Origin of the sequence: Streptomyces boninensis, from assembly GCF_048572725.1 — a bacterium.
Classification (GTDB): Bacteria; Actinomycetota; Actinomycetes; order Streptomycetales; family Streptomycetaceae; genus Streptomyces; species Streptomyces boninensis.
Map to the genome: position 1 here is coordinate 5,062,746 of NZ_CP183837.1, position 26,911 is coordinate 5,089,656.

Below are 26,911 nucleotides of genomic sequence, written 5' to 3' on the forward strand. Positions count from 1 at the left end.
CCGAGAGCCGCCTATACCAGGCAAGCCGGTGCAAGAGGGCGCTTTTCGCTTACGCCCCTATTCGACGATGCCACGGATCGCGCTACACCGCTCCCGCCGTGCGAGGATCGGTAAACGTCATTGCAGACTATGGAAGGCAGACTCGTGGCTGAGCAGCTCTACGCCACCCTCAAGACCAACCGCGGCGACATCGAGGTCCGGCTGTTCCCGGACCACGCGCCCAAGACGGTCAAGAACTTCACCGAGCTCGCAGAGGGCGCTCGGGAGTGGACCCACCCGGCCACCGGCAAGACCTCGACCGACCGCCTCTACGACGGCACGGTCTTCCACCGGGTGATCAGCGGCTTCATGCTCCAGGGCGGCGACCCGCTGGGCAACGGCACCGGCGGCCCGGGGTACGAGTTCGGCGACGAATTCCACCCGGAGCTGTCGTTCAACAAGCCGTACCTGCTGGCCATGGCCAACGCCGGGCCCGGCACCAACGGCTCGCAGTTCTTCATCACCGTCGCCCCGACCGCCTGGCTGACCGGCAAGCACACCATCTTCGGTGAGGTCACCGACGAGGGCGGCAAGAAGGTCGTCGACGACATCGCCGCCACCCAGACCAACCCGCGCACCGACCGCCCGGTGCAGGACGTGGTCATCGAGTCGGTGCAGATCGAGCGCCGCTGACCGGTCGCTGACCAGGGCTTTTCCGGCTCGTACGGGCCCCGCACCACCCATTCGGAGGTGCGGGGCCCGCGGCGTGCTCTCACTATGAGAAGTGGGGACCGACTGCTTCGGGGGCAGGCCGTAAACAGGCGAGGAAGGCCCATGGACTCACCAGGACGCCCTCAGACGCCCGCCACAGAGCATCACGTACTGCCGCATTGCACCTGGCATCCGGACCGCGAGACCGGCATCAACTGCAGCCGCTGCGACCGGCCCATCTGCCCGGCCTGCATGACCAGCGCATCCGTGGGCTTCCACTGCCCGGACTGCCACCAGGTCGACGTCCGCGAGGAGCAGGGCGCGCGGCCCGAGCGGCGCGGCGGCATCGACTTCGGCGCCGGGCCGCGGGAGCGGATGGAGCACGGGCCGGACGAGGCCGCCGCCGCGCTCGGCGAATGGTCGTTCTCCGGCGCCTTCACCAAGCGGGACCCGAAGCTGATCACGCACTGGCTGATGGCCGTCAACCTGCTGGTCTTCGTCGCGGTGCTGATCTCCGACTACTGGCTCTCCACGCACCTGAGCTTCATCGGCCGCTGGCCGCAGCCACCGTACGAGGCCACCGAAGGCATGGTCGCGGGCCAGTGGTGGCTGCTGCTGACCTCGGTCTTCCTGCACGAGGCGCCACTGCACCTGTTCTTCAACCTGGTGGCGCTGTTCTTCGTCGGGCCACCGGTGGAGATGGCGCTGGGGCGGGGCAGATTCCTTGCCCTGTATCTGCTGTCAGGACTGGGCGGCAGCGCCTTCTACTACCTGGTGGCACCGCCGGACGACGGCATGCTTGGCGCCTCCGGAGCGATCTTCGGCATCTTCGGCGCCTTGGTCGTACTCACCCTGGAAAAGGTGATCGACCTTCAGCTGGCGCCGATCCTGCTGGTCCTCGCGCTGAACCTGGTCCTGACCTTCACCGTCGAGGGCATCGCCTGGCAGACGCATGTGGGCGGGCTGCTGGTGGGCGCGGTCATGGCGCACTTCTTCGTCCATGCGCCCAAGGGGAAGCAGGCGACGGTCGACCGGGTGCTGTGCGGGGCGGTCTTCCTGGCCGTCATCGCGGTCTGCGCGGCGCGGACGATCGCGCTCAGCTGAGCGGGCTTGCGCTCCCCGCCCACAAAGTTGTCCACAGGCTGGTGGGCCAGGTGTGGGTTACGGCGGGCACGCTAGTGCGAACTCGAACAGATCTACGTTTCCGCTGGAAGATCAAGGATTGCCGCAGGTCCGGAGGGCGGGTGAACAGTCACACCGGCGTCAACCTGGAAGAGGTTATCCACAGATCTTCACTTGAGTTCACAGCTGGGGACAGACCTGTGGATAACTCAGGGTCACTTCCACTGGGTGGAAACCACGAACCCCGCGGCGATGAAGCCGAAGCCCACCACGATGTTCCAGTTGCCCAGCGAATCGATGGGCATGTCGCCGCTGGTCACGTAGAAAACCACGATCCAGGCGAGGCCGATCAGGAACATCGCCAGCATCAGCGGCGCGACCAGCCGGCGGGCGCCGCCGGAGCGCAGGTTGATCTGCTGCGCCGTCCGCTCCGGGGGCGGAGTGAAGTCTTTCTTCTTGCGGATCCGGGACTTCGGCACGAGGGGGTCTCTCCTGTCGATGTTCAGCGGGGGTTCGAGCTGCATCTACGGCGGCGGCAGCCACACCCCGGGCGTCCGTTAGCGTAGTCCCTCACAGGCACGGAGGGAGAGCAGGGTACTGTGCGAAATTCCGCGCTGAGAAGTGTCGTCCGCAATCTGAAGCGCCCGCGCCCCGCCCGCCTCCTGACTCTCGCCGTCTTCGGCATGGCCGGGCTGCTCTTCTGGATGAGTTTCAACACAGCCCAGGGTACGAACCTGCGCTCCGACGACTCCATGCTGCGGCTCTCCGACCTCATACACGAGCGCGACGACGACAATAAGCGGCTCGAGAAGTCCGCCTCCGGCCTGCGCTCCCAGGTCGACGACCTGGCCGGCGGCGACGCCGGCGCCGACCCCGGCAGCCGGAAGCGGATGCGGGGCCTGCAGGACGCCGCCGGCACCCGCAAGGTCTCCGGCGAGGCCCTGACCGTCACCCTCACCGACGCCCCGCCCGACGCCACCGCCCTCATCCCCGGCGTCCCCGAGCCGCAGCCGAACGACCTGGTCATCCACCAGCAGGACCTGCAGGCCGTGGTCAACGCGCTGTGGCAGGGCGGCGCGAAGGGCATCAAGGTCATGGACCAGCGGCTGATCTCCACCAGCGCCGTACGCTGCGTCGGAAACACCCTCATCCTGCAGGGCCGGGTCTACTCCCCGCCGTACAAGGTCACCGCCGTCGGCGACCTCGGCAAGCTCAAGAAGTCCCTCGACGACGCCCCGGCCATCCAGAACTACCAGAGCTACGTGGAGGCCTACGGCCTCGGCTGGGAGACGGACGAGCACAAGAGGGTGACTCTTCCCGGTTACTCGGGCACAGTGGATCTCCATTACGCGCAGCCGCACGAGTAGTGGGGGTCCCGAGCGTGACCTTACGAATAGTCGTCAGGACGCTCAGCGAGCTATGCGTCACCATCGGCGCGCTCATCGTGCTCCTCGTCGTCTACGTCCTGTACTGGACCGGCATCCGCGCCGACAGCGCCATGGACGACCAGATGGACTCGCTCACCAAGCAGTGGGCGACCCAGGACAAGAACCCCGGCGGCAGCCAGAACGCGGCCGCCGAGTCCGGCCCGCCCGAGGCGCTGCACGACGACAGCTCGTACGAGTCCGGGAAGGCGTTCGCCGTCATGTACATCCCGCGCTTCGGCTCCGGCTGGAAGAAGCCGCTGCTGCAGGGGACGGACACGGAGACGCTGAAGAAGGGCCTCGGGCACTACAAGGGCACGGCGGCGCTGGGCGGCGAGGGCAACTTCTCCGTGGCCGGGCACCGGCGCACGTACGGGGATCCGCTGAAGGACTTCCCGAAGCTGCGGCCCGGCGACTCGATCGTGCTGAACGACGGGCAGGCCTGGTACACGTACAAGATCGACTCCCGTCCCTACAAGACGCTGCCCGACGACACCGGCGTCCTGAACGAGGTGCCGAAGCCGCTCGACCCGGGCGCGGCACCGTACGACCGCCCCGGCCGCTATCTGACCCTCACGACCTGTGAGCCGGAGTGGGGTCACAGCCACCGGCTTATCACCTGGGCACACCTCGACGAGGTGCGGGCGGCGAGCGAGGGGAAGCCTGCGGTGCTGGGTGGTGCGGGTGGTTAGTCTGGGGGACGGCAAACGGTCGGCGGAATGGGTGAGGAGCGCATGTACGGCTGGATCTGGCGGCATCTGCCGGGTAACGCGCTCGTCCGCGCGCTGATCTCGCTCTTGCTCATCCTCGGCGTGGTCTACCTGCTCTTCCAGTACATCTTCCCGTGGGCGGAGCCGCTGCTTCCGTTCAACGACGTGACGGTGGACTCGGGCATGGGCGCCGTCGAGGGGGTGCCGCGATGAGCGCGCGCATCCTGGTCGTGGACAACTACGACAGCTTCGTCTTCAACCTGGTCCAGTACCTGTACCAGCTCGGCGCCGAATGCGAGGTGCTGCGCAACGACGAGGTGGCGCCGCGGCATGCCGACGACGGCTTCGACGGGGTGCTGCTGTCGCCGGGGCCCGGGACGCCGGAGCAGGCGGGCGTGTGCGTCGAGATGGTGCACCACTGCGCGGCCGCCGGGGTGCCGGTCTTCGGCGTCTGCCTCGGCCTGCAGTCGATGGCGGTGGCGTACGGGGGCGTGGTCGACCGCGCGCCGGAGCTGCTGCACGGCAAGACGTCGCTGGTCACGCACGAGGGTGCGGGCGTCTTCCATGGGCTGCCGTCGCCGTTTACGGCGACGCGCTATCACTCGCTGGCGGTGGAGCCTTCTTCCGTACCGGACGAGCTGCAGGTCACGGCGCAGACCGCCGACGGCATCATCATGGGCCTGCGGCACCGGGACCTGCCGGTCGAGGGGGTCCAGTTCCACCCCGAGTCGGTGCTGTCCGAGTGGGGCCACCTGATGCTGGCGAACTGGCTGCGCGAGTGCGGCGACGACGCCGCTGTGGCCCGGTCGGCGGATCTGGCCCCGGTGGTGGGCAAGGCCACGGGGTGACCCGGGTGCACCCGCAGGACCGGTCGGCACCTGACCCGCATGCCGCGGATCCGCGGTTGCGGGTGCAGCGGGATGTGCCGGAGCCGCGATCCGCCGGGGACGGCGGGGTTGGCGAGTACGGCGGGGGCGGCGAGTACGGGGACGCGGCCCACCGGGGATATGTGGACACCGGCGCGCTGGAGCAGGCGGTCGAGCACCTGACGGACCCCCTCCACGACCCGCTCCCGCAGGAGCCGCTGCCGCGACAGGGCGACGGGGTGGCACCGGACCCGGCCGCGGGGCACCCGACCTCCGCCGTGTCGGCGTGGTTCCGCCCGCATCATGAGCCGACGCCGCCGCCCCATGCCGAGAGCGAGGGGACCCGGGCCGCCGGGGACGCCGGTCCTGCCGTGGGCAGCCGGTGGTTCGCTCCGCGCACCCCCGTGGCCGGCACCGCACCGCCCGCAGCCGACACCGCACCGCCCCCAGCCGCGCAGGAGCCCCCGCTCCGCGGCGCCCGGCCCGTCCATCGCCACCCGGCGCCTGCGCCCGGGCCTGCGCCTGCCGAAACCGCCGTCCTCCCCGTCGTCGACGAGCCCGGCCTCGCGCCCGCCGCCGGTGCCGTCGTCGAGGTCGAGACCGACCATGACGCCGCCGCGGGCAGCCCCGCCGGCAGCGGCGCCACCGGACGGGCCGCCCGGCGCAAGGCGGCGACCCGCAAGGCCAAGCAGCGTCGCGGTGCCATCGCCAGTCATGTCATAGGCGAGACCTTCATCACCGTCGGTGTGCTGATGCTGCTCTTCGTCGCGTATCAGCTCTGGTGGACGAATGTGCTCGCCGGGCAGCAGGCCGGCGGCGAACGGGACCGGCTGCAGAAGCAGTGGGAGCAGGGCGGGGGCGACCCCGATCGCAAGGCGGGGACCTTTGAGCCCGGCGAGGGCTTCGCGATCATGTATATCCCGAAGCTCGATGTGAAGGTGCCCGTCGCCGAGGGCACCGACAAGCACAAGGTCCTCGACCGCGGCATGGTCGGGCACTACGACAAGTCACCGCTGAAGACCGCGATGCCCTGGGACAAGAAGGGCAACTTCGCGGTGGCCGGGCACCGCAACACCCACGGCGAGCCGTTCCGCTACATCAACAAGCTCGAACCCGGTGACCCGGTTGTCGTAGAGACGAAGGAGAAGTTCTACGTCTACAAGGTCGCCAGCACGCTCCCGTCCACCTCGCCCTCAAATACGGGGGTCATCAATCCCGTTCCGCAGGGCTCCGGCTTCGACGGCGCCGGCCGGTACGTGACGCTGACGACCTGCACCCCGGAATTCACCAGCAAGTACCGGTTGATTGTGTGGGGCAAGATGGTGGAGGAGCGTCCGCGCAGCAAGGGCAAGCCGGATGCGCTGGTGAAATGAGGGACCAACGCGTGACGGCGACGGAGTACGAGCAGGACACGGACAGCGGCCACCGGCGGCAGCCGCGGCGCCGTGGCCGCGGCGCGCTCGCCACGGCGGTCGGGCTCTTTGGCGAGCTGCTGATCACCGCCGGCGTGATCCTCGGCCTGTTCGTCGCGTACTCGCTGTGGTGGACCAACGTGCAGGCCAACCGCGAGGCGGGCCGCCAGGGCGACCAGCTGCGCGACCGCTGGGCGGACAAGCCGGGCGGGCCCGGCGCGCTGGACACCAAGGACGGCATCGGCTTCCTGCACGTACCGTCGATGAGCGGCAAGGACATCCTGGTCAAGAAGGGCACCAACCCCAAGGAGCTCAACGACGGGATTGCCGGCTACTACACCAAGCCGGTCAAGTCCGCGCTCCCCTGGGACACCAAGGGCAACTTCTCGCTGGCCGCGCACCGCGACGGCCACGGCGCCAAGTTCCACAACATCCACAAGATCGACAATGGCGATCCGGTGGTCTTCGAGACCAAGGACAAGTGGTACGTCTACAAGGTCTTCAACAAGCTCCCGGAGACCTCGCGCTACAACACCGGCGTCATCGACGACATCCCCAAGGGCTCCGGCAAGGACAAGGCCGGCCGCTACATCACCATGACGACCTGCACCCCGATGTACACCTCGAAGCACCGCTACATCGTGTGGGGCGAGCTGGTCCGCACCGAGAAGGTCGATGCGGACCGTACGCCGCCGAGGGAGCTGCGCTAGGGCTCGGCGCTACTGCGCTAGGGCTCAAGCGCCACCCGTTACGGGAAGATCCCGCCGTCTTCCTCCCCATCTCCGCCGCCGTCCCCGCCGCCCGGCGAGGTCACGACGGTGACCACCTGGTTCTTCTTGATCGGGGTGTTCGGAGCCGGATTGGTGGTGACGACCATCGAATTACCCTGCGTCGGACCCTGGACCTTCACCTTCAGGCCGCCGTCCGTGAGGATCTGCCGGGCCTCGGAGAGGGTCTTGCCGGTGACGTCGGGGACGGTGGTCTCCTGCGGTGCGCGGGCGATCACGATGGTGACCGTGGCGCCCTCCTTGGCCTGTCCGCCGCCCGCGGGGTTCTGCCGGATGACGGAGTTCTCGACGTCCTCGGCCGACTCCTCGTCCTTGGTGGCGACCGTGAAGCCGGCGTCTTCCAGCTCCTTCTTCGCGGCCGGGGCGTCGTCGCCGGTGACGTCGGGCACATCCACCAGCTTCTGCTCGGTGGTGACCGTGAGCGTGATGGTCGCGCCGTCGGGGGCCTTGCTGTTGCCGGCCGGGTCCTGCTCGGTTACCTGGCCCGGGGTGTCGGAGGCCGCACCGTTCTTCTTCTCGACCTTGAAGCCCTCGTCCTCGAGCGTCTGCTTGGCCGTCTCGAAGTCCTGGCCCATCACGCTCGGCACCGTGATCTCCTTGGTGCCGGTGCAGACGGTGACCGTGACCTCGGAGTTCTTCTTCACCTCGGCGCCGGAGGCCGGGTCCTGCGCGGTGACCTTGTTGACGTCGGCCTTGTCGCAGGTCCCGTTCTTGGCGACCATGTCGAGCTCGGCCTCGTCGAGCTTGGCCTTGGCGCCGGCGCGGTTCATGCCCTCCACGCTCGGGACCGACACCTGGCCGTCCGTCGGCGAGTCCCCGCCGAACAGCGACTTCCCGATGAAGATCGCGCCGACCAGCACCAGAATGCCCGCAAGCACCAGCAGCAGCGTCGAAAGACCGCCCTTCCGCGGCGGCGGCTGGCGCCGGGCCGCGCGGCCCTCGTAGCCCATGCCGCCGTCGTCGTCGCGGGACGGCGGCAGCATCGTGGTGCGGTCGCCGTAGCCGCCCTGCGGGGTCATGGCCTGGGTGGGCTGGTCGCCGCCGTAGCCGACCGCACCCATGGCGGCGGTGGCGGCGACGGGCTGGCCGTCGAGGCAGGCGTCGATGTCGGCGCGCATCTCGTCGGCGGACTGGTAGCGGTAGTCCGGGTCCTTGGTGAGCGCCTTCATCACGATGGCGTCCATCTCCGGAGAGATCTCCGGGTCGTAGACGCTGGGCGGCTGCGCTTCCTCGCGGACGTGCTGGTACGCCACCGCCACCGGGGAGTCGCCGACGAACGGCGGCCGGTTGGTCAGCAGCTCGTAGATGAGGCAGCCGGTGGAGTAGAGGTCACTCCGCGCATCCACCTGCTCGCCCTTGGCCTGCTCGGGAGAGAGGTACTGGGCGGTGCCGATCACGGCCGCGGTCTGGGTCATCGTGACCCCGGCGTCGCCCATGGCACGCGCGATGCCGAAGTCCATGACCTTGACCTGGCCGGTGCGCGTCAGCATGACGTTCGCCGGCTTGATATCGCGGTGGACGATGCCGTTGCGGTGCGAGTACTCCAGCGCCTGCAGGATGCCGGTGGTCATCTCCATGGCGCGCTCGGGCAGCAGCTTGCGGCCGGAGTGCAGCAGCTCTCTGAGCGTGGAGCCGTCCACGTACTCCATCACGATGTACGGGATGGAGACGCCGTCGATGTAGTCCTCGCCGGTGTCGTAGACAGCGACGATGGCCGGGTGGTTCAGCGAGGCCGCGGACTGTGCCTCGCGGCGGAAGCGGGCCTGGAAGGACGGGTCGCGGGCCATGTCGGCGCGCAGCGTCTTCACGGCCACGGTACGTCCCAGGCGGGTGTCGTGGGCGAGGTAGACCTCGGCCATCCCGCCGCGGCCGAGCACCTGGCCCAGCTCGTACCGGCCGCCTAGGCGACGCGGCTCATCCATAGCTCTCTCTCCAGCCTCTGACTCTTGCGCGGCCGCGCCTCGCTCCGGCCTGATGGCAGTCTGCTGCTCGGCATACCGTACCCGCCGCAGATGGCGGCCCCGGAATAACAGCCACCGCCGATATCCGACCGGTATGGCGCTGTTCCAAGACCATGACAGAGCGCCTGGCTACCCACGGATCGTCCTATTTGTCCAGAGCCGCCTTCATCACGTTCTTGGCGATGGGCGCTGCCAGGCCGCCGCCGGAGATGTCGTCGCGGTTGGCGTTGCCGTCCTCGACGAGCACCGCGACGGCAATCTTCTTGCCGTCGCTGTCCTTGCCGTACGAAATGAACCAGGCGTACGGGTTCAGTTCGTTGTTCTCGCCGTGCTGGGCGGTACCGGTCTTGCCGCCGACCGTCAGGCCGGGGACCTGGGCGTTGGTGCCGGTGCCCTTGGCGACGACGTTCTCCATCATTTCCTGGAGGTCGCCGGCGTGGTCCTCGGACATCGGCTCGCTGTACTCCTCCGGGTCCGCCTGCTCGACCACGTTGAGGTTCGGCGCGCGCAGCTCGTCCACCATGTACGGCTTCATCAGCTTGCCGTCATTGGCGACCGCGGAGGCGACCATGGCCATCTGCAGCGGGGTGGCGACGACGGACGCCTGACCGATGCCGGCCTGGGCGTTCTGCGGCCGGTTGTCCTCGGGGTAGGAGCTCCTGGCGGCCCGGACCGGGGTGTCGATCTGGGAGTCGTCGAAGCCGAACTTCCCGGCGTACTCCCGCATCTCCTTGTTGCCGATCTCATCGCTGAGCTTGGCGTACACCGTGTTGCAGGAGTACTGCAGGGCGACCTTGAGGGTGGCGTTCTTGCACGGGATGTTGCCCTCGTTGCGCAGCGGCTTCTCACCGGTCGTGTCCGGCAGCTTGTACGGGTCGGGCGAGTCGGTCGGCTCGTTGATGTCCTCGACCTTGCCGCTCTCCAGGGCCGCCGCGGAGGTGACGACCTTGAAGGTGGAACCGGGGGCGTAGACCTCCTTGAGCGCCCGGTTCAGCATCGGCTTGTCCTCGTCCTTGTTGAGCTTCGTCCAGTCCCTGGAGTCCTTCTCGGAGTTTCCGGCGAAGCTGGACGGGTCGTACGACGGCGTGGACGCGAGCGCCTTGATGGCGCCGGTGGACGGGTCTATGGCGACGACGGCGCCCTTCTTGTCGCCGAGCCCCTGGAAGGCGGCCTTCTGCGCCTTGGCGTCCAGCGTCGTCACCACATCCCCGCCCTGCTGGTCCTTGCCGGTCAGCATGTCGATGGTGCGGTTGAAGAACAGCCGGTCGTCGGTGCCGGTGAGGATGCCGTCGTTGAGCTTCTCCAGCTGGTTGGCGCCGAAGGCCTGGGAGGCGTAGCCGGTGACGGGGGACCACATGGGGCCGTTGGTGTACGTCCGCTTGTACTCGAAGTCGCTGCCGGAGGTCTTCGTCGATCCGGTGATCGCCTTGCCGTCGACGATGATGTTGCCGCGCGGCTGGCTGTAGCGCTCGATGGAGACGCGGCGGTTCTTGTCGTCGGTACGCAGCTCGTCGGCCTGGACGAACTGGACCCAGTTGACGCGTACCAGCAGCGCCATCACCAGCAGGCCGCAGAAGATGGCTACTCGGCGGAGGGGCTTGTTCATGTGCGGACCACCTGGGTCATCTCGGCGTCAGGGGACGGGGCCGGGGCAGGGGCCGGTCTGCGGGCGGTGTCGCTGATCCGCAGGAGGATCGCGACCAGGGCCCAGTTGGCGATAACGGATGAGCCGCCCTGTGCGATGAAGGGCAGGGCCTGGCCGGTGAGTGGGATGAGGCCGGTGACGCCGCCGATGACGACGAAGACCTGCAGCCCGAGGGCGCTCGCGAGGCCGACGGCGAGGAGCTTGCCGAACGGGTCGCGGGCGGCGAGTGCGGTACGGATGCCGCGCTGCACCAGGAGGCCGTAGACGAGGATGATCGCCATGGAGCCGGCCAGGCCGAGCTCCTCGCCGATGGTGGCGAAGATGTAGTCGCTCTTCGCGGCGAAGCCGATGAGGCGGGAGAAGCCCTGGCCGAGCCCGGAGCCGAGGACGCCGCCGGAGCCGAAGGCCCACATGGCCTGGGCGGGCTGGTTGGCGTTGCCGGTCTCGCGGACGACCTTCATCGGGTCGAGCCAGTCCTCGACGCGGCTGTGCACATGCGGCTCGAAGGAGCCGACGACGACGGCGCCGACGATGGCAAGGGTGAGGCCGAAGACGATCCAGCTGGTGCGCTCGGTCGCCACGTACAGCATGATCACGAAGAGGCCGAAGAACAGCAGCGAGGTGCCGAGGTCGGTCTCGAAGACCAGGATCATCAGGGACATGGCCCAGATGACGAGGATCGGGCCGAGGTCGCGCCCGCGCGGGAGATAGAGCCCCATGAAGCGGCGGGAGGCGAGCGCGAGGGCGTCCCGCTTGACCATCAGGTAGCCGGCGAAGAAGACCGCGATGATGATCTTCGCGAACTCGCCGGGCTGCAGGGTGCCGACACCGGGGATCTGGATCCAGATCTTCGCGCCGTACACGGAGTGCCCGATGCCCGGCACGATCGGCAGGACCAGCAGGACCAGCGCCACCATCATCGAGATGTAGGTGTAGCGCTGCAGGACGCGGTGGTCCTTGAGGAAGACCAGCACGCCGACGAAGAGCGCCAGGCCGAGGGTCGACCACATCAGCTGGGTCGGTGCGGCCGCGCCGCCGGCCGCATCGGTGGTCAGCGACGGCTCCTGGTCGAGCCGCCAGATGAGGACCAGGCCCATGCCGTTGAGCAGCGTGGCCAGCGGCAGCATCAGCGGGTCGGCGTACGGCGCGAACTTCCGCACCACGAGGTGCGCGACCGCGGCGAGGCAGCCGAGCCCGGCGGCGTATCCGAAGACGCCTGCCGGAACGGTTCCCTCCTTGGCGAGGCCGACGTTGATGTACGCGAAGATCGGGATGGCGACCGCGAAGATCAGCATCAGCAGCTCGGTGTTCCGCCTGCTGGGCAGGGAACCGGAGCTGATGGTGGACGTGTTCGTGGTGCTGCTCATGGCTGGCTGCAATTCATGCTGCTCATGCTGCAATTCATAAAGAGTGGGCCCCCAGGGGTTACGGGTTCGGGCACTGGCCGGCGAGCTTCTGCTGCTCATCGGTGAGCTCGGGGCCCTTCTTGTCCTCGCTCTGGGCGTGCTCCGCGAGGATCTTGCACACCTCGGCCTGCTTGCCGAGGTCGCTGACCTTGTCCTGCGCCTGGGTGCGGTCGCTGACGGTGATGGCGTCCTCGACCTGCTTCTGCTGGTACTTGGGCAGGTACTTGAGTTCGATGTCGGGGTGGTCCTCGGAGACGTCCGACAGGTTGATCCAGGCGAGCTTCTGGTCCAGGCCCTGGTAGACGGCGACGTGATTGCCGTTGGCGCCCACGTAGTACTGGTCCTGGGTCCACTCGTAGCCCTTGTACGCCCCGAAGCCGATGCCGCCCGCGATGACCGCGATCAGCAGGCCGCGCTTGAGCCACTTGTAGCGCTTCGGGGGCTTGATGAAGTCCTCGTCGTTGTAGCCGAGCCCGTACGGGTCGGCCTCACCGCCCGCGGGTGGGCCGAAGCCGCCCTGTGGCGGCACCGGGCGGCCGAGCGACGCGGCGCGGGCGGCCGGGGTGGAGGGGCCCTCGTGGAGCTGCTGCTGGTTTTCGGCGACGGCGCCCACGACGACCGGGGTGTCGTTGAGCTGCCCGGCGAGGGTGTCGTTGTCGTCGACGTCCACGACGTCGGCGATGATCACCGTGATGTTGTCGGGGCCGCCGCCGCGCAGCGCGAGCTGGATGAGCTCCTGCACGGTCTCGTGCGGGCCCTGGTAGCTGGCGAGGGTGTCCTCGATGGTCTGGTCGGTGACGACGGACGAGAGGCCGTCGGAGCAGATCAGATACCGGTCCCCGGCCCGTACCTCACGAATCGACAGGTCCGGCTCGACGTGGTCGCCGGAGCCGAGGGCCCGCATCAGCAGCGACCGCTGCGGGTGCGTGGTGGCCTCTTCTTCCGTAATCCGGCCCTCGTCGACGAGGCGCTGCACCCACGTGTGGTCCTGGGTGATTTGGGTCAGCTGCCCGTCCCGCAGCAGATAGGCCCGCGAGTCGCCTACGTGCACGAGCCCGAGCCGCTGCCCGGTCCACAGCAGCGCGGTCAGGGTCGTGCCCATGCCCTCGAGCTGCGGGTCCTCCTCGACCATGTCGCGGAGCTGGTCGTTGGCCCGCTCCACGGCGGTGCCGAGCGACGTCAGGATGTCGGAGCCCGGGATGTCCTCGTCCAGCTGGACGATCGTGGAGATCACCTCGGACGAGGCGACCTCGCCGGCCGCCTGGCCGCCCATGCCGTCGGCGACCGCGAGCAGCCGCGGCCCGGCGTATCCCGAGTCCTCGTTGTGCTCGCGGATCATGCCGTCGTGGGATCCGGCCGCAAAGCGCAGGGAAAGGCTCATGCGCACCTCGCCCGTCGGCTCCGGGTACATCCGCATGGTGCCCACCCTCCGGTCATGGTCAGTCTTACTTCCGCAGCTCGATGACGGTCTTGCCGATTCTGATCGGCGTGCCTGGGGCCAGCGGCTGCGGGGTCGTCAACCGGGTCCGGTCGAGGTACGTGCCGTTCGTGGAACCGAGGTCCTCGACGATCCAGCGGCCGCTCTGGTCCGGATAGATCCTGGCATGCCGGGAGGACGCGTAGTCGTCGTCCAGCACGATCGTCGAATCATGTGCCCGCCCGAGGGTGATGGTCTGCCCCTGGAGGCTGACGGTCGTACCCGTGAGCGAGCCCTCGGTGATGACGAGCTTGGTGGGCGCGCCCCGGGAGGCGCGGCGGCCGCGGTCACGCGCCGGGGCCTGCTGGGCGGCCTGCTGCGGGGCCTGGCGGGGCTGTGCCTGCCGCCCGGCCCGCTGGGTCACCCGGGTGCCGAACAGGTCGCTGCGGATGACCTGGACGGCCACGATGACGAACAGCCACAGTACGGCGAGGAAACCCAGCCGCATGACCGTGAGGGTCAGCTCTGACATCGGCTGCTCTTCACCCTTCGGCTTGCCGGTAAATGACGGTGGTGCTCCCCACGACGATGCGGGAGCCGTCGCGGAGCGTAGCGCGCTGGGTGTGCTGTCCGTCCACCACGATTCCGTTTGTGGATCCGAGGTCCTGCACCGCGGCGCCCTCCGGGGAGACGCGGATTTCGCAGTGCCGCCGCGAAACGCCGGGGTCATCGATGCGTACGTCGGCCTCGGTGGAGCGGCCCATGACGAGCGAGCCGCGGGAGATCTGGTGACGAACGCCATTGATCTCGACCCAGCTGCGGGACTGTCCGCCGGGTCCGCGGCTGCCGCCGGGCGGGGGTGCGGAGGGCATGGCGGGGGGCTGCTGCGGGTACGCGGGGGCGCCTGCGCCGCCCGGGGCGGCGCCTGCCTGCTGGGCCTGCGGGGACTGCGAGTGGCTGCCCGCCAAGGTGCGGCTGCGGACCCGGTAGAGGCCGGTGTCGAGGTCGTCGGCCTTCTCCAGGTGCACCTTTATCGGGCCCATGAAGGTGTAGCGCTGCTGCTGGGCATAGTCCCTGACCATGCCCGCGAGCTCCTGGCCGAGCTGGCCCGAGTAGGGCGCCAGCCGGTCGTAGTCCGGGGTGGACAGCTCGACGATGAAGTCGTTGGGGACGACGGTGCGCTCGCGGTTCCAGATGGTGGCGTTGTTGTCGCACTCGCGCTGCAGCGCGCCCGCGATCTCCACCGGCTGCACCTCGGACTTGAACACCTTGGCGAAGGTGCCGTTCACGAGACCCTCGAGCCGCTGCTCAAACTTCTTCAGTACTCCCACCGGGCACCTCCTTCCTTCGAGACCTGCCTCACACGGTCCGGTCCTCGAACGTCCTGTTCGTACTGTTCCTCGTACTGGCCACTGATCGTATCCACGCGCGAGCGATACAGCTGGTTCCCTGCTGCCGCGCTCCGGGGAGGTGTCATGGCTCTCACACCGCCCCGCCCTTGTCCCACTGGGATGGTAAAGGCGCGTACCCCCAGTGTCCCGCACCCATGGGCCCCGGCGGGACAGGGGCGCCGATACCTCCGGTTTCGCCGGTCCTCGCAGCCCTACGGAACCCCTCCCTCCGCCGCCTCTGCCCTGCCCCGTGCGGGCGGCCACAAACGGATGTGATTCCACCCTGACCACCGTGCTAACCTTCTGGGTGTCGAGAGGCGCACAGCCGAGCGACACACCCAATGCGCGGGTGGCGGAATAGGCAGACGCGCTGGATTCAGGTTCCAGTGCCCGAAAGGGCGTGGGGGTTCAACTCCCCCCTCGCGCACAGAACAGAGCAGACCCCCGGTCCTCGGACCGGGGGTCTTTGCGTTGCTTCAAGCTTAGGTGAGCGGCGTGCCGGTTTCCTCGGCCAGGGTCCGTAGAAGGAGGTCCTGGAAGGGCTCGTCGTGGACGGCGGGGTGTGGCTGCTGCAGGCCTTGGTGGTACCAGTAGCCGCCTGTGGTCCGGGCCTCGGGATCGTCGCTCGATGCCAGCCAGGCCTGGGTGCGGTGGCCGAGGTCGAGGTCGTCGGGGGCGCCGGGGCCGCCCATCTTGGTGGGGACCCAGCCCGGGTCGACGGCGTTGCTCAGCACGCCGGGGCGCAGGCGGGCCACGGCGGCCGCCAGCGTGGTGACGAAGAGTTTGCTGTCGGCGTACGAGCCGGCCTTCCTGCCGCGCCAGTCGACGCCGGCCGGTGCGGGGCGGCCGTCGTAGTGGGAGCCGCTGCTCAGGTACACCAGCCGGCGCGGGCCGGGCAGCAGGGCGGTGAGCAGGTACGGGGCGATGACGTTGACCGGCATGACGGCAGGGCCGCTCCATACCCCGGCGTTGTGGATGACGGCGTCGAGCGGCTCGGCTTCGCTCAGCTCGGCGGCGATGGCCCGTACCGCGCCCGGGTCCGTGAAGTCGCCGACCACCAGGTCCGCGCCGCGGTCGGTGAGGGGCTTCAGGGCGGCGGCGCGCTCTTGGTTACGGGCGTGCGCCACGACCTTGTGGCCCGCGGACAGCAGCGCATCGGCTGCCGCCCGCCCGAGGCCGTCCGCGGAACCGGTGACGAGGATCCTGCTCACGATCACTCCTGCAGGGTGGCGCCCGGGAGGGCGGTTTCGCGGCGGAGGGACTGGAGGATCTCGCGTTCGCGTTCGATGTCGCGTTGTTTGGCGGCGAGGCGGTCGGCCTGTTCGGCGAGGAGGCGTTCCATTTCGCCGTTGCGGTCCTCCGGTGCGGCGTCCAGGCAGGGGAGGACCTGGTCGATCGTGGTGCTGCCCAGGCCTGCCGCGAAGAGGTGCTGGACCATCACCACGCGGTCGACCATCGACGGGTCGAAGTCGCGCCAGCCGCCCGGGGTGCGTTCGGAGCGGATCAGGCCGTGCTCCTCGTAATAGCGGAGCGAACGGCTGCTGACTCCGGTCGCTTCCGCCAGCTCGCCAATCCGCATGAGCCCCTCCCAGCCGCCTTGCACTTGACACCGGTGTGAGGTCCGAAGGTACAGGAGCGGCGCACACCGGGTGCGCCGGGTGAAACCGGAGGCGAGCATGGCGGCAAAGATCCACATCTGGTCCGACTACGTGTGCCCGTTCTGCCTGATCGCCGATGAGCTGATCGAGCGGGCGGTACGGGACCGGACGGACCTCCCGGACGTAGAAGTGGTGCACCACCCCCACGAGCTGCGCCCCCACCCCACGCCCACCCTGCGACCTGAGGACCCGTACCTGCCCGACATCTGGAACCGTGCCGTCTACCCCATGGCCCGGCACCACCAGGTCCCGATGCGGCTCCCCACCCTCTCCCCGCAGCCCTACACGGAACTCGCCTTCCGGGGCGCCCAGTACGCCCAGGACCATGACCGCGGGCATGCCTACCACCGGCGGCTGCTGACGGCCTTCTTCCGGGAGGACCTCGACATCGGGGACCGGGCGGTGCTGGCGCGGCTTGCCGGGGAGGTCGGACTGGATGCGGCTGAGTACGCCATGGCCCTGGACGACCCGGCGTACGCCGAGCGGCACCGGGCCGCGCTGGCCGAGTCGGCGCGGCTGGAGATCACGGTCGTACCCACCATCGTGATCGGCGAGCGGCGCATTCAGGGCGTGGCCACGGAAGGGGTCATCCGGCGTGCGCTGGGAGAGCTGGATGAGGCGGTCGTGTCATGACCGGGTCCGGCCGTGGTGGTCCACGGAGTCTGATGGCAGCCGCCGTGGAGCTGAGCATTCAGCACGTCGAGGCCGGTGGGGTCCCCTTTGTCGGGCAGCTGCTGCACGCGGACGGCCAGGTCTCCGCGCCCGGCATGAATCGCGTCCGCGAGACCGGCGATCCCACCGCCCATGCCGAGGTCACCGCGATCCGGGAGGCCGTGCGGGCGTACGGGGCGGAGGCGGTCCGGGGCGCGGTGCTGCTGGCGACCGGTGAGCCCTGCGACATGTGTTACCGCTTCGCCGCCGAGCACGGCATCGCCGAGGTCCATTACGCGGTGGGCCGCGACACGGCCGCCGCGTGGGGCTTCGACTACCGGCCGGGATATCCGGGCGAGCCGCTGCCGCTGGAGCGGACGGCGCGGCGACTGCCCGTGGAGCGGGCGCTGGTGCCCTTCTCCCGGTACCGCTCGCTGCATCACCTCGCCTGAACCCGCCCCGCCTGAACCCACCCCTCCGAAAAGCCGAAAGCCGAAAGGAACCGTCATGCACTGGCTCTATCTCTCCATCGCCGTCGTCTTCGAGGTCGCCGTCGCCATCTCCGCCGGCAAGGCGCAGGGCTTCACCCGCCTCGGCTGGTCGGTCGCCACGCTGGTCAGCGGCGGCATCGCCACGTACGTCCTCAGCCTGGCCCTGATGACCTTCGAGGTCGGCGTCGGCTACGCGATCTGGACCTCCGCCGCGGGCGTCGGGATCGTCGTCCTGGGAGCCCTCTTCTTCGGCCAGCGTCTCGACTGGCGCAAGTTCCTCGGGATCGCCGCCGTCATCGTCGGCGTGGTCGGTCTCCAGCTCAGCGGCGCCGCCTGAGCCCTCGCCGCGACAGCCACCCCACCCCACCCCGCTCCGTAACGCATCCACTTGCCCGGGAGGAACCCTCATGACCACCGCCACCGCCACCGCCGCCCCTGCCACCGCCACCGATACGACCCCCGCCACCCGCACCCGCGCCTGGCTGACCCTCCTCCTCGCCGGCGTCTTCGAAGTCGGCTACGCCCTCTCCGTCGGCGGCAGCGAAGGCTTCACCATCCTGTCCTGGTCGCTCGTCGCCGTGGTGTTCTTCCTGCTCACCCTTCTCGCGCTGAGCATCTCGCTGCGCACCATCGACGTCGGGATCGGTTACGCCGTGTGGGCCGGGATCGGCGCCGTCGGCGCGGCGCTGCTCGGGCCGGTTTTCTTCCCGGAGACGCTCACGCTGGGCAAGGCCGGCTGGCTCCTGCTGATCATCGGCGGCGTCGTCTGGCTGAAGCTCTCCGACCGGCCGGCCTCGGAGTCCGCCGAGCGGTAGTAGGCAGCCGTCCGCGTACCGCAAAAGGGGTGTACTGCCAGTACACCCCTTATCGGTAGCTCCCTGGCGGCGTGCACAGGGGGTTATCTGGCTACGAGGAACACCGCACCGAACCGCGAAAGGCCCCCCATCATGCGCGGCGCAGTCATTCACGCCCCCGGCGATATCCGCTTCGAGACCCTCGCCGACCCGAAGATCCTCCACGCCACCGACGCCATCATCCGCACCGCTGTCACCTGTGTGTGCGGGTCCGACCTGTGGCCGTATCGCGGGCTCGACGAGGTCGGTGGGCCGCATCAGATGGGGCACGAGTACGTCGGGTTCGTGGAGGAGGTGGGGAGCGAGGTGACGAATGTGCGGCCGGGGGAGTTCGTTGTCGGGTCCTTTGCCACCTCGGACAACACGTGTGCGAACTGCCGTAATGGATTCCAGTCCAACTGCCTGAACCGCGAGTTCATGGGCACCTGCCAGGCCGATTACGTGCGCATCCCCAATGCTCACGGCACCCTCGTCGCCACCGATGGGGTGCCGGACGAGCGGTTCTGGCCGGGGCTGCTCGCCGTGTCCGATGTCATGGGGACCGGGTGGTGGGCCGCCGATGCCGCCGAGGTGGAGCCCGGATCGACCGCTGTGGTCGTCGGTGACGGGGCGGTCGGGCTGTGTGGTGTCATCGCCGCGAAGGAGATGGGGGCGGAGCGGATCATCGCCATGTCGCGGCATGAGCCGCGGCAGCGGCTGGCCCGGGAGTTCGGGGCCACCGACATCGTTACCGAGCGCGGGGACGAGGGGGTCGCGCGGATCAAGGAGATGACCGGCGGGATTGGCGCGGACAGCGTGCTGGAGTGCGTCGGCACCGGCGAGTCCATGCGGCAGGCGCTGCGCTCCACACGGCCCGGCGGCAATGTCGGCTTCGTCGGCGTCCCGCACGAGGTCGCGATCGACGGCGCGGAACTCTTCTACTCGCACGTCGGGATGCGCGGCGGCCCCGCCCCCGTACGCCGCTATCTGCCCGATCTGCTCGACGCCGTCCTGTCGGGCCGCATCGACCCGGGCAAGGTCTTCGACCTCACCCTGCCCCTGGAGCAGGTCGCCGAGGGGTACGCGGCCATGGACGAGCGCCGCGCGATCAAGGCCCTCCTCAAGCCGTAGCCGGAAACCGTCCACGACGCCGTTGCGGCGGGCTGAGGGTGCGGGTAGGAAGGAGGTGTGAGTACGACAAAATGGGTCATGCCGGTTGATAAGGGGCGGGTGACGGCCAAGTACCGGAAGCCGGGGGCGTGGGCTGCCGGGTTTCATACCGGAGTGGACTTCGGGGTGCCGCCCGGGACGCCGGTGAAGGCGGTCGGGCCCGGGACCGTGGTGACGGCCGGGTGGGACAACGCGTACGGGAATTACGTCGTGCTGCAGATGGCCGACGGTCGCTTCACGCTCTACGCGCACATGAGCCAGCTGGGCGTACGGAGCGGCGACCACGTCGGCGGCGGTCAGCAGATCGGGCTCTCCGGGGCCACCGGGAATGTCACCGGGCCGCATCTGCACTTCGAGGCCCGTACGGCGAATCGCTATCACGGGCATACGGATCCCATGGCCTACCTCGCCGGGCACGGCGTCGCGCGGGCGAAGAAGGCGACCGCGAGGAAGACCACGGCCCGTAAGACCACCGCGAAGAAGGCCACCGCGGCAAAGACCACGGCCCGCAAGACCACCGCCGCCAAGCGCCCCGCCACCTACACCGTCAAGGCCGGCGACACCCTCTCCGGCATCGCCATGGCCAAGCTCGGCGCCGCCCGCCGCTACCTGGAGATCGCCAGGCTCAACGGGATCGCCAACCCCGACGCGATCGCCGTCGGCCAGCGGCTCAAGCTGCCGTCGGCGTAGCCGCCGGGTGGCGGTGCACGTAGGCCGGGGTGCGCTCCGTCGTGTCGTAGTAGCGGTGGAAGACCGGGGTCGTGGAGCCGGACAGCGGCGGCACGATCCAGGACCAGTCCGCGCTGGTCGGGCGGCCGCGGCGGGCCTCGCGCTCGATGTGGGCGAGGAAGCGCTCGGCCTCGGTGTGGTGGTCGGTGATGGTGACGCCGGCGCGGTCGAAGGAGTGCAGGACGGCGCGGTTCAGCTCGACCAGGGCGCGGTCCTTCCAGAGGGAGCGGTCGGTGGTGGTGTCCAGGCCGAGGCGTTCCGCGATCACCGGGAGCAGGTGGTAGCGGTCGGCGTCGGCGAGATTGCGGGCGCCGATCTCGGTACCCATGTACCAGCCGTTGAAGGGCGCCGCCGGATAGCAGATGCCGCCGATCTCCAGGCACATGGAGGAGATGGCGGGCACGGCATGCCAGCGCAGGCCCAGGTCCGCGAGCCAGTCCCCGTCCGGGTGGGTGATCTCCACCTCCAGCACGGCGTCCGGCGGGAGGACGTGGCAGCCGGGCGGTTCCGGCGCCGATTCGATGACCAGCGGGAGTACGTCGAAGGGCGTGCCCGCGCCGCCCGGCCAGCCCAGCGCGAGGGCGGTGGCGGTGGTGTCCGCGTTCATGGGGTCGCCGTGGCCCTGGGCGTAGCCCGCGTAGCGGATCAGCTGCTCGTTACGGATCCGGGGCCCGGGGCGGCCGGGGCGGTCCGGGGCGAAGACGGTGATCAGCGGGCGGATGCGGCCGCCGTTCGTCGCCTCGCGCAGATGGCTGGCGCATTCGAGCGCGACCCGGGCCGGGGACGAGACATGGCGGCGGTCGCGGACGCGCAGCGAGCGCCAGTAGAGGCGGCCGATGCAGCGGTTGGAGTTCCGCCACGCGACGCGGGCGCCGTAGGCCAGCTCGGCGGAGGTGTGGGTGTACGTGCCGGTGGCCGCGATCTCGGCGCGGACACCGGCCAGGCGGTCGCCGGCCCCGGTGACGTCCTCCTCCGCGGCGTACCTGAGCAGGAAGTCCTCGGCCTGCTCGGCGAGTTCTTCGGCGTACACGGCTGCTACGGCGATCGGTTGCACGGCGCACCCCCTGGCCGGGTACCGGCCCCGCGGCCCGTCTCCCGACAGGCGGACCGCGGAGCCGCACGTTCCGATGCGAAGTGGCTTACCCCGCAAGGGAGTTGATCCACCGTCGTATGCGGAGTGAATGTGCCCGGGGCGGTTGCGGTCAGTCCTCCAGCCGCAGCCGGTGGACGCCGCCGTACTCGGTGCCCGCGTACAGCGAGCCTTCAGCGGCGGCCAGCGACAGCACATCGGTGTTCTGCAGGCCGACGGAGACGTTCTGCCAGGTGCGGCCGTTGTCCGTCGACCGCAGCACCCCGCGCCCGCCGTGCGGCGGCTCGCCCGGCATCCAGCGGGTGGTCGTACCGGCGTACCAGGCGCCGTCCGCCCGTACGACGTCGGAGACCTGGACGCGCAGCCCGCCCGTGTCCGCCCGGTGCAGGGTGCGGCCGCCGTCGGTGCTGTAGTGCAGCCCGGCGCCGCCGATGATCATCCGGGAGCCGGCGAAGCCGATCGCACGCACCTCGGTGTCGGCGCGCTTGTGCAGGGTGGCGCCGAAGTCGTCCGAGTAGTAGAGCCCGTTCAGGCCGCCGACCCACAGCCGCCCCGGGTCGGCCGGGTCGGCGGCCAGCGCCTGCATGTAGTCGCGCTGGATGTGCGACTTCCAGTCCGCGCCGCCGTCCGTGGTGGTGTAGATGCCGACGGCGTCGGGGCGCCGGTAGCCGACCGCCACCTTGTCGGGGTCGCGCGGGTCGACCATGAGGGAGGTCGCCAGGCCGTCGAGCTGTCCGCGGTCCTCCCAGGTCTTGCCGGCGTCGTCGCTGCGCTGCAGCGTCAGGCCGCGCAGGCTCTCGAAGGCACGCCAGACGATCTTCGGGTCCTTCGCGTACGCCTCGATCTGAGGGGTCGCGGTGCCGGTGCTGCCCTCGAACTCGCCCTGACCCCACTCGGGGCTGCGGGCGGGGAGTCCGGTGCGGTAGGTGCCGTTGTCGGTGCCCGCGAGCAGGGCGCCTTCGGTGGCGGCGAGGGCGGGGATGGAGCCGCCCTGGACGCCGAGGCGGTCGTAGCCGCCGCCGGCCTTGGGGCGGTACGTGCCGGACGAGGAGGAGACCGTGTACGAGCCGTCCTGCCAGCGGTCGTAGTCGATGGTGACGGCGCTGCTGTTCTGCTTCTTCACCTTCGTCCAGGTCTTGCCGCCGTCCTCGCTGATCTCGGCGTCGTCGCCCGGCGGTTCGAAGTAGACCCCGCCGTCGGCGACCTGCACCGTGCCCCAGCTGCTGCCGTGCGGGGCGTTCCAGCTGCGGCCGCCGTCGGAGCTGACGTGCACGCCGGCGGCCTTGCCCTGCACCTTGACGGCCACCAGGCCGTCGTCGGCGTCGAAGCCGCCGAGGCGGGAGGCGGGGTCGGCGGTGTAGATCTTCTCGGCGGGCTGGGGGGTGCCGCTGCTCATGTCCCGTACGACCCAGATGCTCTGGCCCGACCAGAGGTAGAGGTCGTCGCCGCCGAAGGCGATGTCGGCGGCCTCGCCCGGGAGGCCGAGGTCCTCGGCGGTCCAGGTGTCGCCGGCGTCGCGGCTGACGTACGGGGTGCCGTTCGCCTCGGTCACCAGGACCTTGGTGTCGCGGGATGCGACCAGGCCGTCGTAGGTGAGGTCGGGGGCGTTCAGGCGCTGCCAGGTGCGGCCGTTGTCGTCGGTGCGCATGATGCCGCCGGAGCCGACGGTCCAGTTCGACGCGGCGACCGTGGACCACCAGCGCGTGGGGTCGTCCTTGTCGATGACGATGGACGAGCCCTTGACGCCCACGCCCATGAACGGCGTGTGGCTCTGCTGCTTCCAGCTCTTGCCGCGGTCGGTGGTGAGCCAGCCGCCGGCCACGCCGTACTGGCTGATCACCGCCTGGTCGCCCGCGGAGGGGGCGCGGGTGAGCTCGCCGGAGGAGCTGTTGGGGCCGATGGGCTGCCACTTGCCCTTGTCGCCACCCGGCGCGGCGACCGCGAAGCCGCCCTCGCCGTACTGCCGCTTGCCGGCGGCCGTGGTGGCTTTCGCGGTGACGCGGTACGTGCCGGCGCGCTCGCCCTTGACGGCGGGGGCGACGTAGTGGCGCGGGTCGCCGGTGGCCTGGGTCTTCACCTCGTACGGGCGGCCGTGCGGCGGGTCGATCGTCAGCGTGGGCGGGGACTTGAGGGGGGTCGGGGTGTAGACGTACACGTCGGTGGGGCCGGTGGTCGGGTCCGGGGTGGCGTCGATGTAGAGGGGGGCGGAGTCGAGGAGATACGGGACCGTGAGGGTGGGGGTGTCCTTGCCGCCTGTCGGGCTGACGGTGATGGCGCCGGTGAAGTGGACCGTTCTGCCCTTCGGGCGATCGGCGCGGATGCGCAGCTGCACCTTTGCTGTGCCGTGGGCGGGGACGGTGACGTGGCGCGGGGAGACGGTGGCTCCGGTGCCGGATGCGCTGGTCGAGCCGGTGATCTGCTTGTCGCCGGGGTTGTGGAGGGTGACCGTCCGGGTGCCCGAGACGGTGCGCTCGTCCATGTGCGGCAGCCGGAAGGAGACGGTGGCGGGTGCCGCGGTGAGCGCGGCGTCGGCGGCGGCCGGGACGTCGAGGCGGCCTGCGCCCTGGGCGAGGCGGTCGACGCCCTTGAGGTGCTTGGCGGAGCCGATGAGGGCGGCGGTGGTGTCCGCGGCCGTACGGTCCGGGTGCAGCTGGCGCAGCAGCGCGGCGGAGGCGGCGACGAGCGGGGTGGCCATGGACGTACCGGAGAGGCGCTTGATGCCGGAGGGGTAGCGGGACTTGGGGACGGTGCTGCGTATCTCTACGCCGGGCGCCACGATGTCCGGCTTCATGCCCAGGCCGGCGTCGGGGCCGCGGGAGGAGAAGGCGGCGATCTCGTCGGTGGAGTCGCGGGCGGAGAGGGTGACCTTGGCGTCGGTGCCTGCCATGGCGGCGAGGTCTTCGCCCTGGAAGCGGTCGACGCCGAGGATGGGGAGGCGGTCCATGCGGTATTCGTCGCCGGAGGCCTGGGGGGTGACGTCGGCGTCGGCGGGGATGCGGGCGACGGGGGACGCTTGCTGCTCTTGCGGCGGCGCCTGTGCCGTAACCGGGCCGCCGCCCCCGCCCACGCCGCCGATGAGGGCGAGAGCGCCGCGCTTCTCGGCTTCCTGGTAGACGAGTTGGTCGTCGCCGCGCAGATCCTCGGGCGTGGTGGCCGGCGGGAAGGCGTACAGGACGAACTTGCCCTTCACATCCCCCGCCTTCTCCCAGTCCTCCGCGGTCCCGGCGCCGATGCTCACGACCTTGCCGCTGACGGCGCCCGCGGGCGGGTTCGCGGAGGCCACGCCGCGGTACGTGTCCAGCTTCGCGCCCTCGTGGCGCAGCTCGGGCACGCGGATGCCGCTGGTCGAGGCGCCTACCGCGAGCACGCCGCGGGCGGCGGCCGGGCTGCCGACGGTGTACGGGCCGGGGCCCTCGTTGCCCGCGGCGGCCACGACGACGACGCCCGCGTCGACGGCGGCGGTGGCGGCGAGGCCGAGCGGGTCCAAGCCGTCGCCGGGGCCGCCGATGCTGAGGTTGATGACGTCGGCGCGGTGCGGGTTCGCCGGGTCGGCGGCGGCCTCGATGCCGGCGATGACGGCGGAGGTGTCGCCGCGGCCCTCGGCGTCCATGACCTTGTACGCGGTGAGTTCGGCATCCGGGGCGGCGCCGGTGACGCCCTTGTCGGGCTGGTCGGACACCGCCTTGCCGGCGATGGTGCCGGCGACGTGGGTGCCGTGGAGGTGGTCGTCCATCGGGTCGTCGTCGTTGTTGACGAAGTCATGGCCCGCGACCACCTTGTGCCCGGCGCCGAAGCCGCCGCCGAGGTCGGGGTGGGTGTAGTCGATGCCGGTGTCGACGACGGCGACGGTGGTCCCCTTGCCGGTCGCCTTCGAGCCGTCGGGGGCGTCCCGCTTCCAGACGTCGGGGACGCCGGTGAGCTGCTGGGCGTCGGTGTCGAGGACCCGTATCTTCGCGTCGGGCCGTACGGACTTGACTCCTGGCAGGGCGCGCAGCGTGGCGACGTCGGCGGCCGAATCGACGGTCATCGCAACGGCGTTGAGCAGCAGCCCCAGCTTTCGTACGGCCTTGGGCTCGACGCCCTTGCCTTCCGCCGCGTCGAGGAGGCTGCGCTGCGCGGCCGCGACCTGGCGGCGCTCGGCCTTGACGTCTGCGGCGCGGGCGCTGCGCATCGGGCCGGGCGCGGCCTGGAGGGCGGCGGCGCGGTCCAGCTCGACGATGACGCGCTGCTTGCCGCTCTGCGGCCCGGGGTGTGGGGCCGCGGCGGCGGGGGCGCCGAGGAGCGCGGCGAGTACGGCGGTGGTGATGCCGTACGCGAGAGGTCTGCGGTGCACGGGGTGCGAAGGGGCCATGGGGATGTCCTAGTTGGCATGGACAAGTCGCGGCAACGATTCCCCGTGGCCCATTGCTGCCGCTGGCACAGGTGGGCCAGGATCACCGGCCATGACCGGTGATCTAGCAGCCGTCGGCATCGATCCCTTCGACGAGGCGGTCTACCGCGCCGTTCTTGCCCGTACGACGGCGGCTCCGGCCGAGCTCGCGGAGGCGCTCGACTGCTCGGCGGAACGGGCGGCCCGGGCGCTTTCGCGGCTGCATGACGCGGGGTTGGTGGGGCGGCTGGCGGGGGCGCGGCGCCGGTACGCGGCGATCGAGCCGCAGGCGGCGGTGGAGGCGCTGGTACGGGCACGGGCGGGCGAGCTCGACCGGGTACGGCAGGCGGCGGCGGACCTGTCGCGGGTCTTCGACGCGGCGCACAGCGAGGGGACGGAGGAGGTCGAATTCGCGACGGGGCGGGAGGCGCTGGGCCGCTGGTTCGTACGCCTGCAGCAGGAGGCGCGCTCGGAGGTCCGCACGCTGGACCGGCCACCGTATGCGCTGACGACGGCCAACCCGGTGGAGGTCCATGCGCTGGGGCGCGGACTGCGGTACCGGGCGGTGTACGCGCCCGAGGCGCTGGAGTGGCCGGGCGTGCTGGAGGACATCCGCTCGCTGGTGGCGCGGGGCGAGGAGGCGCGCGTGCTGCCGGGCCTGGCGGTAAAGCTGGCGATCGCGGACGACCACCTGGCACTGATGCCCCTGTCGCTGGACCTGACGGATGTGCGGGCGGCGGTGATCCGGCCGTCGGCACTGCTGGACGCGCTGATCGGCTACTGGGAGCTGGCATGGCGGCAGGGGACACCGCTGGGGGGCGGGCCGGCGGAGGAGCCGCTGAGCGAGGAGGACCGGATGCTGCTGACGCTGCTGGTCGGGGGGTTGAAGGACGAGGCGATCGCGCGGCAGTTGGGGTGGTCGGTACGGACGATGCGAAGGCGGATCAGCAGCTTGCATGAGCGGCTGGGGGCGGCTAATCGCTTTCAGGCGGGGGTGATTGCGGGGAGGAGGGGGTGGATTTGAGGCCTGGGGCGGGGGCTTGGAGTCGGGTGGTTTGGAATCGGATGGTTTGGCATCGGATGGTGAC

The 26,911-nt window shown here is 70.2% G+C and carries 26 protein-coding genes and 1 tRNA gene; 16 read left to right on the forward strand and 11 right to left on the reverse strand.

Going from position 1 to position 26,911, the window contains the following annotated elements:
* Positions 1–144: 144 nt before the first annotated feature.
* Both ACNNMR_RS23045 and ACNNMR_RS23050 read left to right on the forward strand, forming a co-directional pair.
* Positions 145–672, forward strand: a complete 528-nt coding sequence (locus ACNNMR_RS23045) for a peptidylprolyl isomerase (RefSeq protein WP_419996565.1) — start codon at positions 145–147, stop codon at positions 670–672.
* Positions 673–942: 270 nt separating this feature from the next.
* Entirely contained in the window at positions 943–1,794 is an 852-nt protein-coding gene (locus tag ACNNMR_RS23050) for a rhomboid family intramembrane serine protease (protein ID WP_419996566.1), read from the forward strand.
* Between the two features lie 233 nt (positions 1,795–2,027).
* Here ACNNMR_RS23050 and crgA read toward each other — a convergent pair whose 3' ends face one another.
* Positions 2,028–2,291, reverse strand: a complete 264-nt coding sequence (gene crgA, locus ACNNMR_RS23055; protein ID WP_419996567.1) for a cell division protein CrgA — start codon at positions 2,289–2,291, stop codon at positions 2,028–2,030.
* A gap of 120 nt (positions 2,292–2,411) precedes the next feature.
* Here crgA and ACNNMR_RS23060 point away from each other — a divergent pair, with 120 nt between their 5' ends.
* The 6 genes from ACNNMR_RS23060 to ACNNMR_RS23085 are packed head-to-tail and all read left to right on the forward strand — an operon-like array spanning position 2,412 to position 6,934.
* Positions 2,412–3,179, forward strand: coding sequence for a DUF881 domain-containing protein (locus ACNNMR_RS23060; protein WP_419996568.1), 768 nt, complete (start codon positions 2,412–2,414; stop codon positions 3,177–3,179).
* Between the two features lie 14 nt (positions 3,180–3,193).
* Positions 3,194–3,928: a class E sortase gene (locus ACNNMR_RS23065; RefSeq protein ID WP_419996569.1), complete on the forward strand. Its 735-nt coding sequence runs from the start codon at positions 3,194–3,196 to the stop codon at positions 3,926–3,928.
* Positions 3,929–3,970: 42 nt separating this feature from the next.
* A complete protein-coding gene (locus ACNNMR_RS23070) occupies positions 3,971–4,159 on the forward strand; it encodes a hypothetical protein (RefSeq protein WP_420000446.1) in 189 nt (62 codons plus the stop codon).
* The gene (locus ACNNMR_RS23075; protein WP_419996570.1) at positions 4,156–4,794 is read left to right on the forward strand and encodes an aminodeoxychorismate/anthranilate synthase component II; all 639 of its coding nucleotides are present in this window, start codon (positions 4,156–4,158) and stop codon (positions 4,792–4,794) included. Before ACNNMR_RS23070 ends, ACNNMR_RS23075 begins: the two co-directional genes overlap by 4 nt.
* Positions 4,791–6,185, forward strand: coding sequence for a class E sortase (locus tag ACNNMR_RS23080; RefSeq protein WP_419996571.1), 1,395 nt, complete (start codon positions 4,791–4,793; stop codon positions 6,183–6,185). Before ACNNMR_RS23075 ends, ACNNMR_RS23080 begins: the two co-directional genes overlap by 4 nt.
* Positions 6,186–6,196: 11 nt before the next feature.
* Entirely contained in the window at positions 6,197–6,934 is a 738-nt protein-coding gene (locus tag ACNNMR_RS23085; protein WP_419996572.1) for a class E sortase, read from the forward strand.
* A 38-nt stretch (positions 6,935–6,972) separates the two neighbouring features.
* Here ACNNMR_RS23085 and pknB read toward each other — a convergent pair whose 3' ends face one another.
* The 6 genes from pknB to ACNNMR_RS23115 form a co-directional block, all read right to left on the reverse strand.
* Positions 6,973–8,934: a Stk1 family PASTA domain-containing Ser/Thr kinase gene (gene pknB, locus ACNNMR_RS23090; protein ID WP_419996573.1), complete on the reverse strand. Its 1,962-nt coding sequence runs from the start codon at positions 8,932–8,934 to the stop codon at positions 6,973–6,975.
* 184 nt (positions 8,935–9,118) lie between these two features.
* Positions 9,119–10,579, reverse strand: a complete 1,461-nt coding sequence (locus ACNNMR_RS23095; protein ID WP_419996574.1) for a peptidoglycan D,D-transpeptidase FtsI family protein — start codon at positions 10,577–10,579, stop codon at positions 9,119–9,121.
* Positions 10,576–11,985, reverse strand: a complete 1,410-nt coding sequence (locus ACNNMR_RS23100; RefSeq protein WP_419996575.1) for an FtsW/RodA/SpoVE family cell cycle protein — start codon at positions 11,983–11,985, stop codon at positions 10,576–10,578. Before ACNNMR_RS23100 ends, ACNNMR_RS23095 begins: the two co-directional genes overlap by 4 nt.
* A gap of 58 nt (positions 11,986–12,043) precedes the next feature.
* Positions 12,044–13,441 (reverse strand): Stp1/IreP family PP2C-type Ser/Thr phosphatase, encoded by a 1,398-nt coding sequence (locus tag ACNNMR_RS23105; RefSeq protein ID WP_419996576.1) that lies wholly within the window; start codon positions 13,439–13,441, stop codon positions 12,044–12,046.
* A 28-nt stretch (positions 13,442–13,469) separates the two neighbouring features.
* Entirely contained in the window at positions 13,470–13,973 is a 504-nt protein-coding gene (locus ACNNMR_RS23110; RefSeq protein WP_419996577.1) for an FHA domain-containing protein FhaB/FipA, read from the reverse strand.
* A 10-nt stretch (positions 13,974–13,983) separates the two neighbouring features.
* Entirely contained in the window at positions 13,984–14,772 is a 789-nt protein-coding gene (locus tag ACNNMR_RS23115) for an FhaA domain-containing protein (protein ID WP_419996578.1), read from the reverse strand.
* Between the two features lie 403 nt (positions 14,773–15,175).
* Here ACNNMR_RS23115 and ACNNMR_RS23120 point away from each other — a divergent pair.
* Positions 15,176–15,259 (forward strand) — tRNA-Leu (locus ACNNMR_RS23120).
* 55 nt (positions 15,260–15,314) lie between these two features.
* Here ACNNMR_RS23120 and ACNNMR_RS23125 read toward each other — a convergent pair.
* Entirely contained in the window at positions 15,315–16,043 is a 729-nt protein-coding gene (locus tag ACNNMR_RS23125; RefSeq protein ID WP_419996579.1) for an SDR family NAD(P)-dependent oxidoreductase, read from the reverse strand.
* A gap of 2 nt (positions 16,044–16,045) precedes the next feature.
* Positions 16,046–16,411 carry a MerR family transcriptional regulator gene (locus ACNNMR_RS23130; protein ID WP_419996580.1) on the reverse strand — a complete coding sequence of 122 codons (366 nt, stop codon included), beginning with the start codon at positions 16,409–16,411 and terminating at the stop codon, positions 16,046–16,048.
* 97 nt (positions 16,412–16,508) lie between these two features.
* Here ACNNMR_RS23130 and ACNNMR_RS23135 point away from each other — a divergent pair, with 97 nt between their 5' ends.
* From ACNNMR_RS23135 to ACNNMR_RS23160, 6 genes are all read left to right on the forward strand, one after another.
* Entirely contained in the window at positions 16,509–17,123 is a 615-nt protein-coding gene (locus tag ACNNMR_RS23135) for a DsbA family oxidoreductase (RefSeq protein ID WP_419996581.1), read from the forward strand.
* Positions 17,124–17,155: 32 nt separating this feature from the next.
* On the forward strand, positions 17,156–17,593 hold the full coding sequence (locus ACNNMR_RS23140; protein WP_419996582.1) for a nucleoside deaminase: 438 nt from the start codon (positions 17,156–17,158) through the stop codon (positions 17,591–17,593).
* A 55-nt stretch (positions 17,594–17,648) separates the two neighbouring features.
* Positions 17,649–17,969 carry a DMT family transporter gene (locus ACNNMR_RS23145; RefSeq protein WP_419996583.1) on the forward strand — a complete coding sequence of 107 codons (321 nt, stop codon included), beginning with the start codon at positions 17,649–17,651 and terminating at the stop codon, positions 17,967–17,969.
* A gap of 70 nt (positions 17,970–18,039) precedes the next feature.
* Entirely contained in the window at positions 18,040–18,447 is a 408-nt protein-coding gene (locus ACNNMR_RS23150; protein WP_419996584.1) for a DMT family transporter, read from the forward strand.
* A 132-nt stretch (positions 18,448–18,579) separates the two neighbouring features.
* Positions 18,580–19,596 carry a zinc-dependent alcohol dehydrogenase family protein gene (locus ACNNMR_RS23155; protein ID WP_419996585.1) on the forward strand — a complete coding sequence of 339 codons (1,017 nt, stop codon included), beginning with the start codon at positions 18,580–18,582 and terminating at the stop codon, positions 19,594–19,596.
* A 78-nt stretch (positions 19,597–19,674) separates the two neighbouring features.
* On the forward strand, positions 19,675–20,325 hold the full coding sequence (locus ACNNMR_RS23160) for a peptidoglycan DD-metalloendopeptidase family protein (protein WP_419996586.1): 651 nt from the start codon (positions 19,675–19,677) through the stop codon (positions 20,323–20,325).
* On the opposite strand, the gene ACNNMR_RS23165 is transcribed toward ACNNMR_RS23160, so the two are convergent.
* Positions 20,306–21,418 carry a nitric oxide synthase oxygenase gene (locus ACNNMR_RS23165; protein ID WP_419996587.1) on the reverse strand — a complete coding sequence of 371 codons (1,113 nt, stop codon included), beginning with the start codon at positions 21,416–21,418 and terminating at the stop codon, positions 20,306–20,308. The genes ACNNMR_RS23160 and ACNNMR_RS23165 overlap by 20 nt on opposite strands.
* 148 nt (positions 21,419–21,566) lie before the next feature.
* Positions 21,567–25,805, reverse strand: coding sequence for a S8 family serine peptidase (locus ACNNMR_RS23170; RefSeq protein WP_419996588.1), 4,239 nt, complete (start codon positions 25,803–25,805; stop codon positions 21,567–21,569).
* A gap of 91 nt (positions 25,806–25,896) precedes the next feature.
* On the opposite strand from ACNNMR_RS23170, the gene ACNNMR_RS23175 reads away from it, so the two are divergent.
* Complete coding sequence (locus tag ACNNMR_RS23175; RefSeq protein ID WP_419996589.1) at positions 25,897–26,847, forward strand: helix-turn-helix domain-containing protein; 951 nt, start codon at positions 25,897–25,899, stop codon at positions 26,845–26,847.
* Positions 26,848–26,911: the final 64 nt, after the last annotated feature.

Coding starts and splice junctions, on each gene's coding strand:
- ACNNMR_RS23070 (WP_420000446.1), top strand. CDS start 3,971: ATGTACGGCTGGATCTGGCGGCATCTGCCGGGTAACGCGCTCGTCCGC.
- ACNNMR_RS23105 (WP_419996576.1), bottom strand. CDS start 13,441: ATGCGGATGTACCCGGAGCCGACGGGCGAGGTGCGCATGAGCCTTTCC.
- ACNNMR_RS23050 (WP_419996566.1), top strand. CDS start 943: ATGACCAGCGCATCCGTGGGCTTCCACTGCCCGGACTGCCACCAGGTC.
- ACNNMR_RS23140 (WP_419996582.1), top strand. CDS start 17,156: ATGGCAGCCGCCGTGGAGCTGAGCATTCAGCACGTCGAGGCCGGTGGG.
- ACNNMR_RS23075 (WP_419996570.1), top strand. CDS start 4,156: ATGAGCGCGCGCATCCTGGTCGTGGACAACTACGACAGCTTCGTCTTC.
- pknB (WP_419996573.1), bottom strand. CDS start 8,934: ATGGATGAGCCGCGTCGCCTAGGCGGCCGGTACGAGCTGGGCCAGGTG.
- ACNNMR_RS23100 (WP_419996575.1), bottom strand. CDS start 11,985: ATGAGCAGCACCACGAACACGTCCACCATCAGCTCCGGTTCCCTGCCC.
- ACNNMR_RS23145 (WP_419996583.1), top strand. CDS start 17,649: ATGCACTGGCTCTATCTCTCCATCGCCGTCGTCTTCGAGGTCGCCGTC.
- ACNNMR_RS23095 (WP_419996574.1), bottom strand. CDS start 10,579: ATGAACAAGCCCCTCCGCCGAGTAGCCATCTTCTGCGGCCTGCTGGTG.
- ACNNMR_RS23130 (WP_419996580.1), bottom strand. CDS start 16,411: ATGCGGATTGGCGAGCTGGCGGAAGCGACCGGAGTCAGCAGCCGTTCG.
- ACNNMR_RS23160 (WP_419996586.1), top strand. CDS start 19,675: ATGCCGGTTGATAAGGGGCGGGTGACGGCCAAGTACCGGAAGCCGGGG.
- ACNNMR_RS23170 (WP_419996588.1), bottom strand. CDS start 25,805: ATGGCCCCTTCGCACCCCGTGCACCGCAGACCTCTCGCGTACGGCATC.
- ACNNMR_RS23110 (WP_419996577.1), bottom strand. CDS start 13,973: ATGTCAGAGCTGACCCTCACGGTCATGCGGCTGGGTTTCCTCGCCGTA.
- ACNNMR_RS23155 (WP_419996585.1), top strand. CDS start 18,580: ATGCGCGGCGCAGTCATTCACGCCCCCGGCGATATCCGCTTCGAGACC.
- ACNNMR_RS23135 (WP_419996581.1), top strand. CDS start 16,509: ATGGCGGCAAAGATCCACATCTGGTCCGACTACGTGTGCCCGTTCTGC.
- ACNNMR_RS23175 (WP_419996589.1), top strand. CDS start 25,897: ATGACCGGTGATCTAGCAGCCGTCGGCATCGATCCCTTCGACGAGGCG.
- ACNNMR_RS23150 (WP_419996584.1), top strand. CDS start 18,040: ATGACCACCGCCACCGCCACCGCCGCCCCTGCCACCGCCACCGATACG.